This is a genomic window from Acinetobacter sp. GW821-FHT01E09, from assembly GCF_059422385.1.
On sequence record NZ_JBWKWU010000001.1, the window covers coordinates 333,464 to 352,908 of the forward strand.

The following is a 19,445-nucleotide window of genomic DNA, read 5'->3' on the forward strand; positions in this document are numbered from 1 at the left end:
CGTGTTTTAAGTGCACTTATTATTTTAATCTCAAAATATATTCTTAATGAAATAAGTTTGAGGGAAGTATATGACAAATTCTAACTTTAGAAAATTGACTAATGTTGAACTAGGTTTAGTAATTAGGCTGACTAGAGAATTAAGGAGTTGGACACAAGAGCAATTAGCAGAAATTTCAGAATTAAGTATTAGAACTATTCAGCGAATTGAAAAAAGGGGGATCTGCTAGTTTTGATACTTGTCGTGCTTTAGCGAGAGCTCTTGATCTGCAAGATATTGACTACTTTAATAAACCACAAGAGATACCAACAGTTGAAAGCCAAGAAAAGATAGAGGATGACTTTGATTGTAAAACTTTAATGGTTGAAACATCAGTGATTTATTCTGGAAAACAGTTTATCGAAAATTCAGCAACATGCTGGGCAGATTATTTATTTTTGGAAGATAATTTGCCATCAGATGTTCAAGAAATAATTGCACATTTAGTTGATCAAATGAGGGATTATAGGGATATAGCATCCTTTTACTCTGAACTGCAAAAAATTAAAATTTATGGAGAGTTTGATGAATATATTCAAAATCTTAATCGAAAAAAATATAGCGTTGTTGTAGCGAATAGAAAAACGGTGATTAAAGTTGAACCCCTAGGAAAGTCTTTTCCTGTAGAAATTATTTATATAAGTGTATTTGAAAAAGGAAGTGAGCCCCGAAAAATTGTGGTTCCTAAAAATGTTGATTTCACAATTTAATAAAAAAAGATAATTTAAAATTTAACTGAGTTTTGATTATCTTTATCTAAACAAAAAAGCTCAATGTGAGCTTTTTGTTTCAAACATATGAGCATTATGTGACTAGTTTTTGATAATCGTCAAAGAGGTATGTTCAAAGCGTGATTTTAGCTTGTCCATATCAGTCAGTGAAAAAATCCCTTTTTCAGATTCCCGAGAAAGAAATACTGAAAGCGATTGAAAATCTACACGGCTAATCAGTAAATCTTGTATAGAAACAGTCCATTTTTCACCTGAATGTAGTCGCGCAATTTGGTTCGAAATGTGGTTAAGCAGATCCATTTTATTCATCCTGATGCAAGTGATTGGAAATTTTTATCTTGAAAATAAAAACTCACTGAGTTGATCACTTAAAATATTTTTAACCTGTACACATAAGCGTTAAAGCCATCCGAGATGACTATCATGTGACATTAATATTGCATTTTCGTGACAAGTAAACGTGGATATCCGATTAAAATAAATAAACTTTATTTTTTCTCTGCCGAAAAATTCGAATTTGCCAAAATATATTCAATCTCTTCTTTTGCCGCAGTTTGTAGTTTGCTACGTAAAGCATTTAAGCTCTGTTCGATGAGCGTTTCTGCTTCTAACTCAAGACGTAGACGAACACTTTCCAACTCTGAAGTCATTTGCGCATCTGTGATGCGGAATTGCCCATTGGCATAATCTATTGCTGGATAATCAGGATTTTTAGTGTATTTTTCACTGTATTCTGAAATTTCAATATCAATTTGTTGACGTAAATTTTGTAAGGTCAATTGTTGATGTTCAAACTGCTGAATTTCATCTTGTTGTAGTGCTAAATTATAGGCGTGCTGTAATGCTCGTTTTTCCGCTAAAGATTTTTCAAGTGCTAATTGTCTACGGATACGTGCTTCTTCAATCAGCTGGGCTTTTAGCTCAGCGTAGGCGTGTTCAACTTGGAGTTGCGCCACTTGCATTTGGCGTTGGTCGTTACTTAGCCAGTCCTGTACATTTGTTTTAGGGCTAAGAAGGTCACAGATGCGGTTGAGGTCATCTACAAAAGTTTGGCGTACCGCTTCAGGCGTATCTAACCAGCGCTTTTTAAAATCTTGACCGACATTTAATGTCACCACGCATCTCCTTGATATAAAATGAGAATAAAGAATTAAAGTTTAAATGTTTGAGGCGAAACACCCATTCGTCGATAGGCTTTATATTTCTCTCGACCAATTTGTTTTGCTGATTCAGCATTTTCAATGATTTCTATAATGTGACTAAATTGTGTCACTTGTTCAAGTGCTTGATTGTTAAAATTAAACACAATCCAGTCTAAAGACTCAGGTAATCTTGAAGAAATACAGATCGGTGCATCAATTTGATCAATTCCATGCGCAATAAAACTGGTCGGATCAAAGCTCCATAAACGTTCATCCAGTTGTTGCTGCATGTCTACATCAGGGCAATGCAACCAAACTTTGGCTGCATTTCGTAAAATTTTACGACATAAACGACAGGCACTTTCCACCTGTCGCTCAGGGCTTTTTTCAAACAAATAAAAGCTAATTTTAGCCATTCTTTTGTACACGGTTGGCAATTAATTGCATCAACAATGGCACTGGACGGCCTGTTGCACCTTTATTTGCACCAGAATTCCACGCTGTACCTGCAATGTCTAAGTGTGCCCAACGATAGTCACGGGTAAAGCGTTGTAAGAAGCAAGCTGCTGTAACTGCGCCAGCTTTTGGCCCGCCAATATTGGCAATATCGGCAAATGGCGAATCAAGTTGTTCTTGATAATCGTCATATACGGGCATACGCCATACACGGTCAAATGCAGTGTGTCCTGCTGCTGTAATTTCTTCTGCAAGTTCATCATCTGGTGTAAATAAACCTGAAACCACTGAACCTAAAGCCACCACACAAGCCCCAGTCAATGTTGCAATATCAATCACCAATGCAGGATTAAAGCGTTTAATATACGTTAAGGTATCACAAAGGACTAAACGGCCTTCGGCATCGGTATTCAGGATTTCAACCGTTTGACCACTCATGGTGGTTACAATATCACCTGGGCGAGTTGCATGGCCAGAAGGCATGTTTTCAGCAGCAGCAATTGCGCCAACTACATGAATCGGGAGTTTCGCTTCACAAAGTGCACGAATCGTACCCAGCACAGATGCTGAACCACACATATCAAATTTCATTTCATCCATGCCTAAGCCCGGTTTTAATGAAATACCACCTGTATCAAAAGTCACACCTTTACCCACAAGTACGATTGGTGCTTGATCAGGATTGGCTTTATATTCAAGGGTAATCACTCGTCCTGGACGATCAGAACCTTTGCTTACCGCAAGGAAAGCATGCATGCCTAGATCAGCAAGTTGTTGTTCTTCAAGTACCGTTACTTGTAAAAGCTCAGGGAATTCAGCTGCTAAAGCACGTGCTTGTTCTGCTAAATATTCAGGGAAGCAAATATTAGGAGGGCAGTTACCTAAGTCACGGGCAAAGTTTTGACCTTTTTGAACAGCTTCAATAAGCGTGATCTGTTCTGCAGTCAGACTTGATTGCGTTGCAATAAATTCAATATTTTTTAAAGTAAACTCATTCTTCTTCGATTTGAATTCATCATAAGCATATGCAGCTTGCGTCAAATTTAATGCAAATAGATAATGTAACTCAGTCGGTAAAGCCGAAATATCGATGCTGATTTTTTGGAATTTTTTTTGTGAAGCTTTGATAATGGTTTGTGCGATTTTTGCTAATTTCGCAGCTTTAATTTCAGAGGCTTTATCTATGCCCAATAAAGTACATTGCGTAACTTGAGTTAGCTTTCCGATAAGTGGTAGAGTTTCGTTTAAACTTGCTTTGAATTGAGTGTCTTCAATTATGCTGTTCAAGTCATTGATTTTATATGTTTCTTGAGCTTGTTTAGCGTTTTCAGAATCCACCAGAATAAATAACGACTGGCTAGATGTAGACGCTGAAAATGACGTATTGATCGTAAGTTTCATGTGTTGTCTTTGTGCCTTTTGTACATTTCAAATCATTAAACCATTGAACCACTTCAAATGGTAGAATTTCAATCTAGTTTTATAATTTTAACTTCGGGTAAACTAGCGCTACATCACGATATTACCCTTATTTGGAAGATTAATTTGATTATTCGACGTTACCTTGTCAAACAAGTCGTTTCGACCTCTCTTGTGGTTGTCACATTACTGACAGTCATTATGATGGGTGGGCAATTGATTAAACGATTTGGTCAAGCTGCTATGGGGCGTGTAGATCCGAGTATTCTGTTGAGTATTATCGGTTTTCGTTTACCTGAGTTTTTGACTTTAATTCTTCCTTTGGGTTTCTTTATTGGGTTGATGCTGGTTTTTGGTCGTTTATATGTCGATCATGAAATGGCGGTACTGAACGGGAGTGGTATTAGCCGTATTCAAGTCGCCAGATTATTGATTCCACTGACTGTTATTTACTTGTGTGTACAAAGTGTCTTAATGATTTGGATGTCTCCATGGGGGATCCGTCAATATGAGCAACTGATCTCTACACAAGCGGTACGAACAGGCTTTGATTTAGTTCGGCCACGTGAGTTTATTTCTTCGGGGGCTTATACGATTTATGCAGGCTCTTTATCTGAAGATCGTAAAAATCTAAAAGATATTTTCTTTTATCAACGTGCTGAAAAAGAAGGCAAACCTGATGTCATGATTTTGGCAAAGGAAGCGACACGGATTGAAATTGCCAATGAAACCGCCAGTGTGGTCGATTTAGTCGAAGGTCGCCGTTATGAAATTTATCCTGGAACACCCAAATATAGCCAAACAGAATTCCAATCTTATCGTCTACGTTTAGAAAATAATAAAGAAGCCAAGTTTGAAAGTGATGAAGTTGAGGGGCTATCTTTTGGCAAATTGCTTGAAAATAGAAATGACCCTGTTGTGGCAAGTGAGTTGGGATGGCGCTTATTTGTTCCGTTTTCCATTATTGTCGCCTTAATGCTGGCAACTGCATTGTGTGAAGTCAGCCCAAGACAAGGTCGCTATCTCAAACTTTTCCCAGCATTATTGATTTTTGCCAGCTTAATTGTGGCACTCATGGCAATACGAACCCGTATCAGTAAAGATGAGGTGGGTGTTTGGGCATATCCTGCAGTGTTATTATTCTATGCTGTTGCTGCCGCTCTATTTTCAAGAAAGCAGAAATTAGCACCTAAGATTAAAAAGCAAATACAGCGAGTAAAATCATAATGTTAGCACGTAGAATTGTCGCAAAACATGTGACGAAAACCACCTTGCTCGCCATGTTAGGTGCGACCGCAGTCCTTGCCAGTTTGCAGATCTTGTTCACCTATTTGGGTGAGTTAAGTGATCTTAAACAAGGCTATACGGCTTGGAATGCGTTGCAATATGTTTTATGGGGCGCACCTCGTTATTTGTATGAGATTCTTCCAATTGCAGCCTTGATCGGGGCTGTATTGGGTTTAGGTTCAATGGCTTCCAACAGTGAACTGATTGTGATGCGAGCAGCGGGTATTAGCCTCTGGCGTATTGTTGGTTGGGTGATGCGTTCAGCGATGCTTTTGGTGGTGCTTTCATTTTTATTGACCCAATTCGTAATTCCCTATACCAATGAACAGGCGAAAAGTATTAAAAGCCATCGCAGTGTCGCGGCGCTTGGGGAAGTTAAAGGCTATTGGACACGTGAAGGGCAACGCTTTATTTATATTGATTATGCCAACTCGCAAGGCACGCTAAAACAAGTTCAAGTTGTCGATTTTGACGAAAATTATCGAATGAAATCATTGCTAAATTCGGAAGAAGGGCAGTTCTTCAAAGAAGGTCAATGGAATTTAAAAAACAGTGCCCAAGTCAATTTATTGGACAACGGTCAAGCTCAAGTTGTCAATAAAAACCAACAGGATTTAGCACTCGCATTGCAACCGAAATATGTGCATATGGTGACCATCAATCCTGAGGACTTAGCCCCTACGCAGTTGTTGAGTTTTATGCAATATATGCATGAATATAGCCAAGTACCGAAGACATATCTTTTGGCTTTCTGGAAAAATATTGGTTCACCATTTGCGTTACTTGCATTGGTGTTGATTGCCTGTTCATTTATTTTTGGGCCTTTGCGCCAACAATCAATGGGTTTTCGCTTAGTCATCGCATTATTTGTTGGTTTGGGCTTCTATTACATACAAGACTTCTTGGGCTATGCGAGTTTGGTCTATGCACCATCGCCAGCTTGGTTTGTATTTTTGCCAATTGTATTGATGTTTGGTATCGGCAGTTATTTGTTGTATAGAGCAAGATAATTTGATGAATCAATTGCTTAGGTCGGTTGAATTTTAACTAGATTAGAAATTTAGATGATGGCAACCCGTTTTTGCCATGGTCTTAGCATAGAGTCTGCCGTAAAAAAACGGTAAGATGTAACGATTAATTTGTAAACAGTAAAGAGTGTAAATCATGACGGATGCAACTGCTGGCAAAATCCCTCACGTTCTAGTGATTATGGATGGTGTGGGTCATCGTGAAGCGGTCGAAGATAATGCGTTTTTAGCAGCAAAAACGCCAAATCTAACCATGATGCAAGAAAAGCATCCGCATAGTTTAATTTCAGGTTCAGGTGAAGATGTGGGTTTGCCAGATGGGCAAATGGGTAACTCAGAAGTGGGTCATATGAACTTGGGTGCAGGTCGTGTGCTGTATCAAGATTTTACCCGTATCACCAAAGACATTCGTACCGGCGACTTTTTTGAGCATGAAGTTCTGATTGATGCTGTAGAAAAAGCCAAAGCAGCAAATGGTGCATTACACATCATGGGACTGTTGTCAGAGGGCGGTGTCCACTCTCATCAAGACCATATTATTGCGATGTGTGAGCTTGCCTTGAAACGTGGGGCAAAAGTCTATTTACATGCGTTCTTAGATGGTCGTGATACGCCACCACGGAGTGCAAAACCTTCTTTAGAAAAACTCGATGCTGTATTTGCACAATATCCAAATCAAGGGCGTATTGCCACCATGATTGGACGTTACTTTGCCATGGATCGTGATAATCGTTGGGATCGTGTGGAACAAGCTTACCGCCTGATGACTGAAGGAGAAGCTTTACGTGTTGTTGATTCAGCAGTTGAAGGCTTAGAGCAAGCTTATTCAGCCAATGAAAATGATGAATTTGTTAAAGCAACCCGTATTGGTGAAATCGCAAAAATTCAAGATGGCGACAGTGTAGTCTTTATGAATTTCCGTGCTGATCGTGCCCGTGAAATTACCAAAGCCTTTGTCGAGCAAGACTTTGCTGGTTTTGAGCGTAAAGTGGTACCACATCTATCCAAATTTGTGATGTTAACGCGTTATCAAGCGACGATCGATGCACCAGTGGCGTATATGCCAGAAGGTTTAAAAAATTCAATTGGTGAATACTTATCTTCTTTAGGCAAAACGCAGTTACGTATTGCAGAAACAGAAAAATATGCCCATGTGACTTTCTTTTTTAGCGGTGGCCGTGAAGATGAATATCCAGGTGAAAAACGAATTCTAATCCCATCACCAAAAGTGGCGACTTATGATCTACAACCAGAAATGAGCGCACCAGAAGTCACTGACAAGCTGGTGGATGCGATCAATTCAGGCGAGTTTGACCTTTTGGTGGTGAACTATGCCAATGGCGATATGGTGGGTCATACTGGCGTGTTTGATGCAGCTGTGAAAGCAGTTGAAGCGGTTGATACAAGCCTTGGTCGTTTATATGAAGCAGTAATGGCAAAGCATGGTCACATGCTGATTACCGCTGATCATGGTAATGTCGAGCAAATGCAGGATTATGTGAGTGGTCAAGTCCATACCCAACATACCACTGAACTTGTACCTTTCATTTATGTTGGACCAAGCTCAGCGACGATTGCTGAAGGTGGAGTTTTAGCAGATGTTGCACCGACTATTTTAAGTTTAATGCATCTCCCTGTACCGACAGAAATGCAAGGCCGTAATCTGATTACATTGAAAGCATAAAATTATCTCTATTAAAAACTAGGTGCGTGAATGGCTCAAGCTTGGAAATATATTGCTGTATTAACAGGATTGTTGGCCTGTGGAAGCCATTCAGTTTGGGCGGCAGAAAATGCTGCCGCACTTGATTTTGATGGTGATGTCGAAGAAAGTATTGCCGAAGTGCCGATTGAATCGATTGAGCAGTTTGTGCAAATCTACGGCATCGTCAAAGATAATTATGTTCAGGAAAAACCTGATGATGTTCTGTTTCTACAGGCAATCAAAGGGCTGGTGGGTGGTTTAGATCGCTATTCACGTTATCTAAGTCCTGAAGAATATAAACAGTTAATGCAATATACGGAAAGTGACCTTGCGACTGCTGACTTTGAACTCGCTTTCGATAGTCATATTCATCAATGGAAAGTGAAGAATTTACGCGATAATTCAGACTCATTTAAACTTGGTTTAAAAAATGGCTTCACTATTTTTAAAATTGAGAATCAAGAACTTAAAAATTTAAATGCTCAACAAGTTGAAGATTTATTACATGGTTCGATTGGTTCAACTTTTCAGTTGCAACTCAATGAAAAAAGCCCAGCCATCACGGTGGTCAGAAATCGAAAATTAGAAGTGGCAGATATAGAGCCGGTTATGTTGCATAATCAAGTTCTGGTTCTTAAAGTCAAAGTCTTTCAACAAGATACTGCCAATGAAATTAAACGTTTAATTGAAGAATACAGTACTCAAAAAGTAAAAGCCGTGCTATTCGACCTGCGCAATAACCCCGGTGGTTTACTCTCCGCTGCTGTTGAAACGGCTGATCTGTTTTTAACTCAGGGAACGATTGTTTCTACCAAAAGTCGTTCAGAAGGCAATCAACAATTCCAAGCCTTACCGGGTGATGAGTCGTCCAATACCAAATTAGGTATTTTGATTAATGGTCGTTCAGCATCTGCCGCAGAAGTCTTTACAGCTGCAATGAAAGAGCATCAACGTGCTTGGGTCATTGGTGAAAAAAGCTATGGCAAAGGCGTTGTACAGAAGTTATTTCCATTGCCAAATGGCGCTGCATTACAAATGACGGTTTCGCATTATTATACGCCTAATGGCAATATGATTGATGGGCAGGGTATTCGCCCTAATTTGGAATATCCATGGGCTTTAGATCAAAAAGAAGAAACTTATTTAAATAATGTTGCAGATCAACTATTAAAACATCGTGATAGATAAAGTTGAATGCTGAGAAGTGAATTTATAACACTGTAGCCGTTTTATGCTGCTATATATGACATTCGGCAGTTAAATCACGTTGTGTTGGCTAAGGGGGCCTTCTACCCCCTTACTCAATGACGACATCTATGTCGCTACTATAAACCGTACAAAAAACAAAAACGCTTGAGTTGATATTATGATGAAGAATGGAGGCTGCTTTTATTCATCATCATCGGTATCTAAACCAAACTTTTTCAAACGGTAACGTAAAGAACGAAAGGTCATGCCCAATTTCTTCGCAGCTAAAGTGCGATTCCAATGGGTTTGATTTAATGCAGATAACAACACTTCTTTTTCAACTTTTTCCAAATATTGCTCCAAACCTTCTTCTGGAATGTTTTGTGCTTTATTCGGCATGATGATAGGCAAGGCTTTACTTTGCATCAGATCATGCTGTTCGACTTTGTGGACACCACGATGTGGAGCTGGTTGTAGCTGTTGAATATCAATATAGTCTTCATCACTCATGGTAATGGCTTTTTCAATGATATTGCGTAATTCACGAACATTGCCTGAGTAATGTTGTTGCAAAAGAAAAGCTTTGGCTTGTTCAGTGAAAGACTTGGTTGAAATACGCCACTCTGTACAAATTTGCTGAAGAAAATGATTGGCTAAAATTAGAATATCACAATCACGTTCGCGCAATGGCGGCAGGACAATATCCATCACATGAATTCTAAAGAACAGATCATGGCGGAATTTGCCTTGTTCAACGAATGCTTCAATGTCTTGATGTGTTGCACTGATAATACGAAAATCAACTTCGATTTCGCTATCACTGCCTAGAGGACGAATTTTCTTTTCTTGCAATGCTCGTAACAGTTTGGCTTGCATCGCCAATGACAGTTCTGCAATTTCATCTAAAAACAGGGTACCACCATTGGCAGCTTGAATAAGACCCTGTTTGTCTTGAGTTGCACCTGAAAAGCAACCTTTTTTATGCCCAAATAGCTCACTCTCCATCAACTCTTCAGAAATTGCACCACAATTAATCGCAACAAAAGGGCTATCACTGCGGTTGCTGAGTAGATGGATGAGGTTGGCAACAACCTCTTTGCCTGTTCCAGATTCACCCGTGATAAATACGGGAGCTTGTGAACGGGCAATTTTTTTAATCGATTCTCTTAACTTACGAATCACCTGTGAATCACCGATGAGCATTGATTCTTCAAGCGGTGTATCGCTGATCGTTTCTCTTAACTGCGGTACATGCAAGGCTTTTTGTAAAAGCTGTTGCAGATGTAACTGGTTAATCGGTTTGCTGACAAAATCAAAAGCGCCTGCTTTCAGCGAGGCAATCGCAATTTCCATATTGCCATATGCAGTTAAGACCGCAATAGGCGTTTTAGGATAGTGCTGCGATACATGTTTAACCAAATCTAAACCACTACCATCAGGGAGGTTTAAATCGGTAATACAGGCATCATATTTATATTCACTAAAAAAATACTTGGCTTGTTGTAAATGGTGTGCCATATGCGTTTTGATGCCCATCCGAGAAAGGCTCATTTGCATTAACATACATAAATCTTGTTCATCATCTACAAGTAAAACCAATGGTTGTCGTGTAGTCATATCCCCAAAAACCTAATCTAATCCATGAGTGGGCATTCGATACGGAAGCACGCCCCTTGTTGTTTTTGCTCTACGTAAATTAGTTTCGCTTGATTCGCTTCGCATATCGTCTGCGATAGGTACAATCCTAAACCAGTTCCATTGATTTCGGTACTAAAAAATGGCTGAAATAATTGCGAAAGATCTTGTTTTGTGACGCCTTTCCCATAATCAATCACATCGATATATACGTGTGATTCATTTTTAAACGTTTGCACTAAAATGTGTTCAGCATTTTGATCATTATGACGTAATGCATTACGCACTAAATTGACTAAAACTTGTCGAAGATGAGAATCATCAAAATAAATCCAAACATCAGCTTGAACCTCTAATTTGATTTTTTCCTGAGCATCCCCTAAATCATGGCGTAATAAGTCATCAACAAATTCTTGAAAATTAATTTTCGATGTATGGGTCTTTTTATTTTTTGCCATATCCAAGGTATCTTTAATAATATTATTGATACGGATGGTTTGTTTAGTAATCATTTGATTTAAAATGGTTTGTTGTTCTGGGTCACTGCTGATAAAGAGATCATTGGCCTGCGCAATGGCAGCAAGTGGATTGCGAATCTCATGGGCAATACTGGCGGACAATTGACCAAGTGCAGCAAGTTTGAGTTGTTGTACCTTTTGATTAATTTTTTGTGCATCTTCGAGGACCAAAAGCGTGAGTGCTTGATGCGGAACAATCAATTTTTGTACGCGAATATCGACTGTATACGAGGACTGATGCGATTCAAATTGGAAGCGTTCTCCATCACGTAACATGGCATCTTTTAAGATTTCATATAAGTCTGGTTGAAAGCTGGATAAATGATATTGCTCATGCGCGTAAAGTGGTGAAATACCCAAAAGTAAACAGGCAGCAGGGTTACTGACGATAATTTTGCACTTTTCATCGAGCACCAAATAACCCACTTCAATCTGTTCTAAAATATAGCGGTTAATGTTCTGTAACTTAAATAATTCAAGCGATTGATAGGTATTTAATGACTCTAAAACTTGGAAGCGATTAATTGCAATCTGCCCAATGCCATAGACCATAAAAAATAAAAAAGCCAATAAGGCACTGTTACTAATATTATTTAAATTTGAAAAATCGAAGAAGCTGCCTAAAAACTGTTGGTAAATAATCGCAATCACAGAAACCAGTGTTACGAATAGTGCTTTATTTTTACTGAGCAGAAAATTCGCGGTAAAAACGGCAATCACGAACAAAATACTGATGGCTAAATTTGGCCCATTAAGGGCAAATACCAAGGTACTTAGAAAGGGAATATCAACAATAAAAAAACCGATAAATTGCCGCCCAACCCCATGCGGATAGAACTTGAGCAGCATCATTTGTAATGCTGCGATCAGCGTAAATGCGGTTAGAGAATAAAAATATAAGCTGGGATATTCGTAATGTACGGGCTGATGTTCAAGGGTAATCAGAAAAATAATGACTAAGCAAAAGGCAATAACCAATCTATACCCTGAATACAGTGTGCCTAGACGGTAAATTGTTTGATAAATGGGAACCGTTACCGTAGGCGACATAAATCGTACTCAAGATAAATTATTGTTTTAATCAATTTATGGCTTAATTAGACCATAACGTATCGCAAGGTGAGTGAGTTTTACATCACTATCAAGTCCTAATTTTTCAAAGATACGATAACGATAAGTATTGACTGTTTTTACACTGACAAAGAGTTTGTCAGAAATTTCTTGTGCACTGACACAATTTACCACCATCATGGCAACTTGCATTTCACGTTCTGACAGCGCGTCAAAAGGTGAGGTTTGTGTATCGGATAAATAAGAGCTTGCAAGTTGTTCGGCAATATCGGCACTAAAATACTTACCGCCTTGCATGACTTTTTTGATTGCGCGAACCATTTCAGTGATTGGCGCGCCCTTGGTAATGTAACCACGAGCTCCAGCTTTCAATAATAGCGATGGATAGGGTTCTTCAGCCAAACCACTCACAGCGAGTACTTTGGTATCAGGTGCGGTTTGTAACAAACGACGGGTAGTTTCTACACCACCAATTCCAGGCATGTTGACGTCCAATAAAACCACATTGGGATGTTGTTGCCTTACTATCGTAATTGCTTCTTCACCAGATTCTGCTTGTCCAATGACTTGAATATCGGTCTGATCTTCTAACATTCTGCAGATGCCGGTTCTTACTAATTCATGGTCATCTACCACTAAAACAGTAATCACTTACACCTCCTTAAATTTCTCAATATCGACATTTTTGTTACATAAAGCAAAAAAGACTTGCAAAGACATAACAAAATTGGCAATCCTATTCCTAATATCCATTCAATATTTACGCATAATACGGCGTGATTGAAATATTTGTTTTAATATAGTCACGTTTGAGTGTAAATGTAAGTCATATTTGAGGTAATTAGCAAGTTTGTGAATACCTCCTTGAGGTGAGTAAGTTATCGTGAAAAAACCAAAAAAAACGTTAATGCATGTGCTGAGTTTGTCAGTACTACTCAGTTTGAGTTCTACCGGTTTTGCTGAAATCATTATGAACTCATCGGGGGGGAGCGGACAAGCAACTGTAAATTGGTCTTCTTCAGATGCCAGCCAGTTACTCAATGGTGACTCTCTGGATGATGATGGCGAGGATATTTCTCCAAAAGGCTCAACCACCTTAACCACAACAATTCGTGCGTCAAATGCTGCACCGACAACATTGACCAATAAGTCTGTACAGATTTATGACACCAATACCTATAACAGCCAACCATCGGTAAATGCACGTGCTGCGTTGGTGATGGATGCAAAAACAGGTGAAGTCCTGTTTAGTAAAAATACCAATATGGCGTTGCCTATTGCATCAATTACCAAGTTGATGACAGCGGTGATTACCGCTGATGCCCGTCTAAATATGTCTGAAGACATCACCTTGCAACAAATCGATTTCGCGGGTGCTGGTGGTAAGAATTCAAGTTCAACTTTAAAAGTTGGCGATACCATGAATCGTGCTGAAATGTTACTTGTGGCATTGATGAAATCTGAAAATCCAGCTGCAGCGGCTTTAGCACGTACTTACCCAGGTGGTCGCCAAGCGTTTTTTGCTGCAATGAATTCAAAAGCACGTCAATTGGGCATGAACTCAACCCATTATGTTGAATCTACTGGTTTAGATCCACGTAATGTTTCTTCTGCTCGAGATTTGGGGATTTTAGTCAGTGCTGCATCGCAATATGGCTTGATCCGTCAATTTTCAACAACAGCACACTATGACTTTAATTTAGGTTATCGCGTGTTGAAATCAAACAATACCAATGCCTTAGTACGTAATGGTGGCTGGAATATTAATATTTCTAAAACGGGTTATATCAATGAAGCAGGGCGTTGCGTGGTTATGCATACCACTGTAAATAGTCGTCCAGCTGTGGTGGTGTTATTAGGTGCAAGTTCTTCTCAGGCACGTACCAATGATGCAACCAATTTATTAAATTGGGTGAGTAATTTACCGAAACGTATCTAATCGGTTTTTCACGGTACTTAACCAGCCAAATGACAAAAAGCTCTTCAATATGAAGGGCTTTTTTTATGCTTAAATTAAGTAGATCAATAAACCATGATCAATAAATTGTATTCGCTTGTTTTTTAAAATGGGTTACTGTTGAACAACAACAAGAAATGATGACCTTAGATAATGAATGCAATGCAACATGCACGGATTTCTGCCAAACGTTGGGGCGGCGAAGCAGAAGACTATTATCAAATACATGGATTTATTGATAGTACCAAAAGTTTATGCAGTGATGCCCGTCATCGAATTTTACATACATTATGGGGCGTAAATTCGGTGGTGATTCCTGTGTTTGGGCATAGCCTTCAAAATAGTGCAGGCAAGTCAATTGATATTAAAGACTTGTGTGAGCGTGATCATCTCTTGGTGGACTACCAACAGCGTTTTATTCCAACCTTAAATGATTTTGTTAATGCGATAGATGTTAAACATTTGCCTAAAAACTTTGAACAGCAACTTGAGCAGTTACATCAATATTATTTACAGGATAAAGCGCTTTCACAGCTGATGTTGTCACCTCTGGCTTTAACAGGCAAATTGCATTCTTTGTTAATCACCCACAACAGTTGGTTTATTTACGATATTTTGCCGCGTATTGGGGAATTACCTCCATTGGAAAATATTGTGTATAGCCCAGCAGATTTTTTTAATGCCATGCATTTTGAATTGTGGATGGATAATGGAATGGCAATACCTTTAAGTGCTCAAGGTCTATATCAACGAAAACAGACATTGCAATCAACAAAAAATTAGGGGATTCGTATGGCGACTTATGTGATACGTGCAAAATACTTTGGCTATAACGATGAGGTTTTTTACATCGCGGGAAATCGTATTGCCAATATTTTTGACAATAAACAACAGGCAGAAGCAACCTATAAGCAACTTGAAATTGAGAGTGCGCGTGATTTTGCTTTATATGAAGTTGAATCGCTTTTTGAAGCGGATGAGGCGCAATTAAAACAACTGGATGATTTTGTCTTTGCGCATTGTGGTGAACATATTCTGGATGATGATGAATTATCTATGGATGTATTACCTGCAAGCTTAAATGATGAGGATACATTTGAATTTGTTCAGCTTGCCGAGATGCAAAAATTTCAGTTGATACAGTTTGATCAAGAAGTGAAATTTTATGGTTTATGGTCGATGAAAAAGCAACAATGGTTTGAAGAGCATGATGAGGGGTTTGCTGGTTTGGTTTATTCAGAAAACTCAGAAGTGCTTAGAAATAGTGTGGGGAAAATTTTTGCTGAATATGACTATTGTTCTATTCATCTCAATGGAACCTTATCAGAACTTTCAGAGCAACCAGGATTGTTGGAAGCATTGATTGCAACTGAATCAGGTCTAAGTTATGACGAGGCTGAGCAAAATTTAAGCATAGCTTATTCGAAACATGAGGCTTTATATGCAGTAAATTCTTTACTCAAGCAGCCTTTATTTGAAATCAAGGAAATTAGTCTTGAAGATATTCAACGTATAGAAAAAGACTTGGCAAGACAGTATAGCTATGACCAATATGAAGAAGAATAATGTTGAGCTTGAGCTTATAAAAAAACCAGTTGCGCACAACTGGTTTTTTTATAAATGAATGCGTTATTACATATTTGAAAGAATAGAGTCTTTCACTTGATTCATTGTTGCATCAATAGACAGCATCACTGCATCTTCACATTGTTTAATTGCAGTATCAGGATCTTTTAGACCATTACCTGTCACAGTACATACAATCACAGAACCTTCAGCAATTTTACCTGCTTTGATATCACGAATTGCACCACCGATAGATGCCGCAGAAGCAGGTTCAACAAATACACCTTCATACATAGAAAGCAGACGTTGCGCTTCTAAAATTTCAGCATCAGTCAATTCATCAAACCAGCCATTTGAGTCACGAACGACCGCTTTGGCATGATTAAAGCTTTGAGGATTACCGATACGAATTGCTGTTGCAACTGTTTCTGGGTTTTCAACAGGACCACCACGTAAGAACGGTGCAGCACCAGAAGCTTGATAACCGACCATGATTGGGCGACCTTCAGGGTTTGGACCTGTAAACTTATCTGTTGCAGGGTCATAAACCACTTGTTCAAATGCTTCAACAGGTTGATTCGCAACTGCTTCGGTATAACCCATCCAATGCGCAGTGATATTACCCGCATTACCGACAGGTAAGCAGTGGTAGTCAGGCGCACGACCTAACGCTTCTACGATTTCATAAGCAATGGTCTTTTGACCTTGTAAGCGGTATGGGTTGATTGAGTTAACAATCGTTACCGGTGCTTGGTCTGCAACTTCTTTAACCAAACGCATGCCGTCATCGAAGTTGCCGCGAATTTGCATAGTGATTGCACCATACATCATCGCTTGTGCCATTTTACCCATTGCAATTTTGCCTTCTGGGATTAACACAAATGCTTTGATACCCGCACGAGCAGCATATGCAGCAGCAGCAGCAGAGGTATTGCCTGTAGATGCACAGATAATCGCCTTAGAGCCTTCTTCTACCGCTTTGGTCACTGCCATGGTCATGCCACGGTCTTTAAACGAACCTGTCGGGTTTAAACCTTCATACTTCACATAAATTTCAACATTCTTACCAATAATACCGGGAATATTGTCTAATTTAATGAGAGGCGTATTACCTTCATTTAAAGAAATAGCACGTGTAGTTTTCGATACTGGTAAGCGGTCACGATAGCGATCAACAAGTCCTGTATAGCGATTGGCATTAGACATGATGGTGTTCCAATTGTGTGTAGAGCAAATAGATATTCTTTTAACCTCTAAGCCTCTACTCGGAGAGGCTGCGCCATTCATTGAATGGCGCTTTGCAGGGTATTGCTGCAAATTTAGAGAAGTTTAAAACCCGATTAGTTATCGAGCAATTCTAAACGAATTCGTACGATTTCGCCATGGATAGCAGGTAAGGCTTGAATTTGTGCAATCGCTTCATTCATTTTCGATTCGACGATCGGATCAGTCAAAATCACGATAGGAATCAGATCTTTTAAGCGAGGTTGCTGCATGATGGCATCAATACTGATCCCCGTGCGACTTAAAATTGTTGTTACATCTGCGAGTACGCCAGTTTGGTCTTCAGCATTTAAACGCAAATAATAACCTGTGGTCATCTCATCACTCGACAAGATATGCAAGTCGGAAAGAGCTTCAAAGGCAAGCTGAGGAATAGTACCTGAACCATCTTCTGTGTAAATGATATCACGGACAATATCAACCACATCTGCCACAACCGCAGAAGCAGTAGGGCCTGCGCCTGCACCTGCGCCATAATACAATGTCGGACCAACTGCATTGGCTTGAACCAGAACAGCATTCTTCACGCCATTTACATTGGCAAGAAGCTCTTCTTCAGGAATCAGGGTTGGGTGTACGCGAAGTTCGATGCCTTTGCTAGAACGACGTGCAATACCCAAGTGTTTGATCTTATAGCCAAGCTCTTCAGCGTATTTCACATCTTGTGCGGTAATCTTGGTAATACCTTCGGTATAAACCTTATCGAACTGTAAAGGAATACCAAAGGCACATGATGCAAGAATAGTCAGCTTATGTGCAGCATCAATGCCTTCAACATCAAACGTTGGATCTGCTTCGGCATAACCAAGTTCTTGAGCTTCTTTGAGTACGTCCGCAAAGGCACGACCTTTTTCACTCATTTCAGTCAGAATGAAATTACCTGTACCATTGATGATACCGGCCAGCCATTCAATTTTATTGGCTGCTAAGCCTTCACGAATGACCTTGATAATTGGAATACCACCGGCAACCGCTGCTTCAAAGGCAACTTGTACGTGGTGATCATCAGCCGCTTTAAACAGCTCATTTCCATGTTCTGCCAGTAAGGCTTTGTTTGCCGTTACCACTTGCTTGCCATGTTTAATCGCTTCCATCATGACTTCATAAGCAGGGTGAATACCGCCCATGACTTCAACGACAACATCAACATCAGGCTGGCGGACGATATCTAACAGGTCGGCGCTCTGTTTAATGCTTGCTGGTAAATTTAGATCTGGACGTGGACGACGCGTACCTACGTGGGTAATTTCAATTTCTCGGCCGGTGCGACGTCTAATTTCAGCAGCGTTTTCTTGTAGTAGTTTAAGGGCACCACCGCCTACGGTTCCAAGACCGAGTATTGCCAGACGAACTGGTTTCACGTCACACTCCAATTATGTATATAAATTATATTAAGCTTAGATCATAGCTAAAAAATGCGCCAGACTCTAGAGTCTGACGCATCTTTATATTGAGCTATAAATAATAGTAAATTTACTGATAAAAATTATTTATTTAAACGGCTTTCAATTTCGTCAGCAGTCATATAACCGCCCAGATATTCACCCTCTGCATTGTAGATCGCAGGGGTACCATTTACACCCATTTTTAGACCTAAAGCATATAGGTCACGAACTGGATTTTTACAGCTTGCTGGTGGAAGCGCAGTACCGGCAATGGCTTGATTAAATGCAGCACTACGGTCTGCACTACACCAGATACTTTCCATCGTCGGTATAAATTGTTCGCCACGTGGCCATGCGATATAACGTATTTCAATACCTTTAGCCGTGATTTCACTGATATGTTCATGAAGTTTATGGCAATAAGGACAGCTTGCATCAGTAAATACATAGATGACATGTTTAACCTTACCTTGCGCAGGGTAAACCAAGAGGTCCTTAATATTTAACTCAGCAAGATATTTCTTGTTTTCTGCAGCTTGTATTTTGTCACCAATGCTACTGAGTTTATCACCACCTAAACGGATCACATCGCCTTGGATCAGGAATTTACCATCAGATGTTGCATAAACTGAGCTCATGCCTTCCATACTGATCCAATAAAGATTGGGCATTTCAGTCGGTTTAGCATCTAAAATTTTGGCTTTAACACCAGCCTTTTTGAAATTGGCTTGTAATGTTTGGATTAGACGTTGTTTTGCATCACGCTCAGTTAAATTCGATGCCTCACCTGTTGCAGGTGCTGTCGCAGTTAAAGTGTCATCTTTTTTTGAGTCTGGATTCTTTGAACAAGCACTCACTGCCATCGTGCTTGCAATAAGACAAGCCAACATCAATTTTGAACGATTCAATTGCATAAATAACTCTTTATGTTTCTTCAGCATGATTTGAGGGAATTAGCATAACAAAATTTTTAATAGTGTACTTTAAAACTTGATTAAGGGATGTAAATTGCCGATATACACGCCATGCTCAGT

19 protein-coding genes are annotated in these 19,445 nt (G+C 39.4%); 9 read left to right on the forward strand and 10 right to left on the reverse strand.

The genetic code is table 11. The features are described 5' to 3' along the window. Positions 1-70 precede the first annotated feature (70 nt). Together AC07U8_RS01535 and AC07U8_RS01540 are read left to right on the forward strand one after the other, a co-directional pair. The gene (locus AC07U8_RS01535; RefSeq protein WP_494737189.1) at positions 71-229 is read left to right on the forward strand and encodes a helix-turn-helix domain-containing protein; all 159 of its coding nucleotides are present in this window, start codon (positions 71-73) and stop codon (positions 227-229) included. Then, positions 207-749, forward strand: a complete 543-nt coding sequence (locus AC07U8_RS01540; RefSeq protein WP_494737190.1) for a hypothetical protein — start codon at positions 207-209, stop codon at positions 747-749. The genes AC07U8_RS01535 and AC07U8_RS01540 overlap by 23 nt, the downstream gene beginning before the upstream one ends. A gap of 102 nt (positions 750-851) precedes the next feature. Here the strand turns inward: AC07U8_RS01540 and AC07U8_RS01545 are convergent, their stop codons facing one another. From AC07U8_RS01545 to AC07U8_RS01560, 4 genes are all read right to left on the reverse strand, one after another. Continuing rightward, positions 852-1,070 carry a hypothetical protein gene (locus tag AC07U8_RS01545; protein ID WP_494737191.1) on the reverse strand — a complete coding sequence of 73 codons (219 nt, stop codon included), beginning with the start codon at positions 1,068-1,070 and terminating at the stop codon, positions 852-854. A 188-nt stretch (positions 1,071-1,258) separates the two neighbouring features. Further along, complete coding sequence (blhA, locus tag AC07U8_RS01550) at positions 1,259-1,888, reverse strand: cell division protein BlhA (RefSeq protein ID WP_239046608.1); 630 nt, start codon at positions 1,886-1,888, stop codon at positions 1,259-1,261. Positions 1,889-1,920: 32 nt separating this feature from the next. Next, positions 1,921-2,328: a DNA polymerase III subunit chi gene (locus AC07U8_RS01555; protein ID WP_004818553.1), complete on the reverse strand. Its 408-nt coding sequence runs from the start codon at positions 2,326-2,328 to the stop codon at positions 1,921-1,923. After that, positions 2,321-3,769 (reverse strand): leucyl aminopeptidase, encoded by a 1,449-nt coding sequence (locus AC07U8_RS01560; RefSeq protein WP_494737192.1) that lies wholly within the window; start codon positions 3,767-3,769, stop codon positions 2,321-2,323. Before AC07U8_RS01560 ends, AC07U8_RS01555 begins: the two co-directional genes overlap by 8 nt. A 144-nt stretch (positions 3,770-3,913) precedes the next feature. Between AC07U8_RS01560 and lptF the strand changes: the two genes are divergently transcribed. From lptF to AC07U8_RS01580, 4 genes are all read left to right on the forward strand, one after another. Then, the gene (gene lptF, locus AC07U8_RS01565) at positions 3,914-5,014 is read left to right on the forward strand and encodes an LPS export ABC transporter permease LptF (protein WP_034613617.1); all 1,101 of its coding nucleotides are present in this window, start codon (positions 3,914-3,916) and stop codon (positions 5,012-5,014) included. After that, positions 5,014-6,084 carry an LPS export ABC transporter permease LptG gene (lptG, locus tag AC07U8_RS01570; RefSeq protein ID WP_004818556.1) on the forward strand — a complete coding sequence of 357 codons (1,071 nt, stop codon included), beginning with the start codon at positions 5,014-5,016 and terminating at the stop codon, positions 6,082-6,084. The genes lptF and lptG overlap by 1 nt, the downstream gene beginning before the upstream one ends. Positions 6,085-6,238: 154 nt before the next feature. Next, the gene (gpmI, locus tag AC07U8_RS01575) at positions 6,239-7,786 is read left to right on the forward strand and encodes a 2,3-bisphosphoglycerate-independent phosphoglycerate mutase (protein ID WP_034613550.1); all 1,548 of its coding nucleotides are present in this window, start codon (positions 6,239-6,241) and stop codon (positions 7,784-7,786) included. A gap of 30 nt (positions 7,787-7,816) precedes the next feature. Continuing rightward, positions 7,817-8,995, forward strand: a complete 1,179-nt coding sequence (locus AC07U8_RS01580; RefSeq protein WP_209828285.1) for a S41 family peptidase — start codon at positions 7,817-7,819, stop codon at positions 8,993-8,995. Between the two features lie 201 nt (positions 8,996-9,196). Here AC07U8_RS01580 and AC07U8_RS01585 read toward each other — a convergent pair whose 3' ends face one another. The 3 genes from AC07U8_RS01585 to gacA are packed head-to-tail and all read right to left on the reverse strand — an operon-like array spanning position 9,197 to position 12,870. After that, positions 9,197-10,612: a sigma-54-dependent transcriptional regulator gene (locus AC07U8_RS01585; protein WP_494737193.1), complete on the reverse strand. Its 1,416-nt coding sequence runs from the start codon at positions 10,610-10,612 to the stop codon at positions 9,197-9,199. A gap of 17 nt (positions 10,613-10,629) precedes the next feature. Continuing rightward, positions 10,630-12,198, reverse strand: a complete 1,569-nt coding sequence (locus AC07U8_RS01590) for a sensor histidine kinase (protein ID WP_494737194.1) — start codon at positions 12,196-12,198, stop codon at positions 10,630-10,632. A 36-nt stretch (positions 12,199-12,234) separates the two neighbouring features. Beyond that, positions 12,235-12,870 (reverse strand): response regulator transcription factor GacA, encoded by a 636-nt coding sequence (gene gacA, locus AC07U8_RS01595; RefSeq protein WP_004718392.1) that lies wholly within the window; start codon positions 12,868-12,870, stop codon positions 12,235-12,237. Between the two features lie 232 nt (positions 12,871-13,102). Here gacA and pbpG point away from each other — a divergent pair, with 232 nt between their 5' ends. From pbpG to AC07U8_RS01610, 3 genes are all read left to right on the forward strand, one after another. Continuing rightward, positions 13,103-14,158, forward strand: coding sequence for a D-alanyl-D-alanine endopeptidase PBP7/8 (gene pbpG, locus AC07U8_RS01600; protein WP_004718389.1), 1,056 nt, complete (start codon positions 13,103-13,105; stop codon positions 14,156-14,158). A 171-nt stretch (positions 14,159-14,329) separates the two neighbouring features. Continuing rightward, positions 14,330-14,959: a DUF6915 family protein gene (locus AC07U8_RS01605; RefSeq protein ID WP_151802258.1), complete on the forward strand. Its 630-nt coding sequence runs from the start codon at positions 14,330-14,332 to the stop codon at positions 14,957-14,959. 9 nt (positions 14,960-14,968) lie between these two features. Next, positions 14,969-15,742 (forward strand): hypothetical protein, encoded by a 774-nt coding sequence (locus tag AC07U8_RS01610; RefSeq protein WP_151802259.1) that lies wholly within the window; start codon positions 14,969-14,971, stop codon positions 15,740-15,742. A 66-nt stretch (positions 15,743-15,808) separates the two neighbouring features. Here AC07U8_RS01610 and thrC read toward each other — a convergent pair whose 3' ends face one another. From thrC to AC07U8_RS01625, 3 genes are all read right to left on the reverse strand, one after another. Beyond that, on the reverse strand, positions 15,809-16,948 hold the full coding sequence (gene thrC, locus AC07U8_RS01615; protein ID WP_004818568.1) for a threonine synthase: 1,140 nt from the start codon (positions 16,946-16,948) through the stop codon (positions 15,809-15,811). Between the two features lie 134 nt (positions 16,949-17,082). After that, entirely contained in the window at positions 17,083-18,387 is a 1,305-nt protein-coding gene (locus AC07U8_RS01620; RefSeq protein WP_004718385.1) for a homoserine dehydrogenase, read from the reverse strand. Positions 18,388-18,512: 125 nt separating this feature from the next. Next, positions 18,513-19,325: a thioredoxin fold domain-containing protein gene (locus tag AC07U8_RS01625; RefSeq protein WP_004818569.1), complete on the reverse strand. Its 813-nt coding sequence runs from the start codon at positions 19,323-19,325 to the stop codon at positions 18,513-18,515. Between the last annotated feature and the right edge of the window lie 120 nt (positions 19,326-19,445).